Consider the following 2,602-nt stretch of genomic DNA (forward strand, 5'->3'; position numbering starts at 1 on the left):
TACAATCTTATATATATTTATAAGCAAAAAGATAATAGTACTTACTTTTCGTAAATACTATTATCTTCTTTTATTTAAACTTTATTTTTTAATAAAATTCTATATATAATTTAACAAAATAATTATTTTTTCATTTACTTTTGAGGTTCTCCACTTTCTACAGGATTTTTGGAATCCTTACTCCAACCTATCCAACCATCACTATATAGAGCAGTTTTATCATATCCCATGACATTAGCATATGTTAAAACTTCAGCTGCTCTCCAACCACTACCACACATAAAGTCTAATTGATTGTTGGTATCTATTCCATCTTCTTTCCATAAAGCTTTAATTTCATCTTCATTTCTCATAGTTTTATCAATATTTCTATAATAGTTTAGAGATGTAGAACCTTCTGTTCCCGCATGTCCATAAACAGCACCTGGGATACGACCCTTTTTATCCCAATAACTATATCCTGATATCTTACCTATGTATTCATCCCACATACGATTATCTACTAATGTAAATTTATCAGACTTCATTTTTTCTTTTACTTCTTGGATATTATCTATTAAATCAGGATTAGCTGGTATAGTAGCTCCAAAGTCTTTTCCTGATTTTTTATCATTTTTAGTTTTTTCTAGTTCATATCCAGCTCTTACCCAAGCATCATCTCCTCCATTTAAAACTCTAACATCTTTAACTCCCATATACCTAAGCACTACGGCAACACGATAAGCTGCCATTGGTTCTTTTCCTGTTACTATTATTGTATCATTTTTTGTAAATCCATAGTCATTAGCAAACTTAGTCAACTCTTTATCTGTAGCAAGCATCCAATCTGGTGGGGGTTCTATAGTATCTGTGTTTATATGAACACTAGTTGGTATATGCCCTTTATCATAGCTATCTTTTCCATCTCCCCAACTAACTTCAACAATCTTTATATTATTTGTATTTTCAAAAGTCTCCGTTTTTTTGCCATCTAAAATATTCTTTATAGCTTTCGCCGGTACTATCATTTCATAGTTTTTATATTTTTCTAAAGGTAGAGTTTCATCATTAGCCCACTCATTTATGTCGTATGTATATAAATTTTTATAGCCTTTATCACTTAAATACTTATACACTTTTTTAGCATCTTCTCCATTTGCATCATATAAAACAATATTTTTATCTTTATCTATCCCTTTATTCTTTAGAGCTTCATCTAAAGTTTTTTCTTTATCTTTAGATTCTACTTCTATCCAGTTATAAGCAAAGTCAGTGGCTTCTGGTATATGTCCACCTCTTTTTTCTCCATTTAATATCCACCCATTATATGAGTCATTCACTCTTGTGTCCACAATAACCCAATTTTTTTCATTTAATTTAGATTTCAATTCACTTGTTGATATTGGTTTAGTTTCGATAGAAGAAGTTTTATTATTTTTAACATCTTCATTTTTACATGCTACCATCATAGTCATACTTACTACCAAAGTGCACATCAAAGCTAATAATTTAATAGACCTTTTCACTTGTTTATTTCCTTTCATGGTATGAATTTCGTAATATTCTGTAATGTTATCTTCTATATAGTATCAAGTTTAATTTATGTAGTAAATATATATAGAAATTATATATAAAATCGTTTTCAAATATAGTTTTTATCTATAATAAAAAAGCTGATTTTTACAGTGTATACCGTAAAAACCAGCTTTTTATTCTATATTATATTAAGCTAATTCTAAAGCTATATTCATCATTCTTGTAAATGCAGTTTGTCTTTCCATAGCAGTAGTTGCTTCTCCTTTGAAAGGACAATCAGAAATTGTTAATATACAAAGAGCATTAACTCCAGCTCTTGCAGCGTTCATATAAAGTGCAGCTGATTCCATTTCTACAGCTAACACTCCCATTTTAGTCCATTTTGCTAAAGAATCTAATCCTTCATCTCCATAGAATACATCACTGCATAGTATGTTTCCAACTTTAGGCTCAACGCCTTGACTTTTTGCAACATCTACAGCTTTGCTAAGTAACTCATAGCTTGCTACTGGTGCAAATGTCCCTGGTAAGTTGTATTGAGATGCATAATTAGAATCTGTACAAGAACCCATACCTATTACTATATCATGCATTTTTAAATCTTCACGTAAAGCTCCTGCAGAACCTATTCTTATAAGATTTTTAACTCCATAAAAATGTATTAATTCATATGTATATATTCCTATTGATGGACATCCCATACCTGTACCTTGTACTGATATTTTTTTGCCATTATAGTATCCAGTGTAACCATTCATACCTCTTACAGTGTTGTATTGAACAACGTCTTCTAAGAAAGTTTCTGCTATAAATTTAGCTCTTAAAGGATCTCCTGGTAATAATACTGTTTCTGCTATATCTCCTAATTTACCGCTATTGTGTGGTGTTGGTGCTCCCATTGCCATAATTTCATTCTCCTTTAACTATCATTAATATTATTTAAACTTAATTATAATCTTATTTAATATCAATAATTATATATACAACTTAAAATTTAAATACTATTTCTTATAACATATATGTACTTGTATATATTGATATCTTATTTAGTCTACACTCTTTATCTTTTAGCATACACTATATTATA

The 2,602-nt window shown here is 29.5% G+C and carries 2 protein-coding genes; both read right to left on the reverse strand.

The features are described 5' to 3' along the window. Window positions 1–134: 134 nt before the first annotated feature. A complete protein-coding gene (locus VN21_RS03145) occupies window positions 135–1,523 on the reverse strand; it encodes a rhodanese-like domain-containing protein (RefSeq protein ID WP_084821917.1) in 1,389 nt (462 codons plus the stop codon). A 180-nt stretch (window positions 1,524–1,703) separates the two neighbouring features. Beyond that, on the reverse strand, window positions 1,704–2,414 hold the full coding sequence (gene deoD, locus VN21_RS03150) for a purine-nucleoside phosphorylase (protein ID WP_046822009.1): 711 nt from the start codon (window positions 2,412–2,414) through the stop codon (window positions 1,704–1,706). Between the last annotated feature and the right edge of the window lie 188 nt (window positions 2,415–2,602).

The organism is Paraclostridium benzoelyticum (assembly GCF_001006285.1).
Taxonomy (GTDB): Bacteria; Bacillota; Clostridia; order Peptostreptococcales; family Peptostreptococcaceae; genus Paraclostridium; species Paraclostridium benzoelyticum.

Bases quoted from the DNA above. Each gene is read 5' to 3' on its own strand.
- VN21_RS03145 (WP_084821917.1), bottom strand. From the start codon at position 1,523: ATGAAAGGAAATAAACAAGTGAAAAGGTCTATTAAATTATTAGCTTTG.
- deoD (WP_046822009.1), bottom strand. From the start codon at position 2,414: ATGGGAGCACCAACACCACACAATAGCGGTAAATTAGGAGATATAGCA.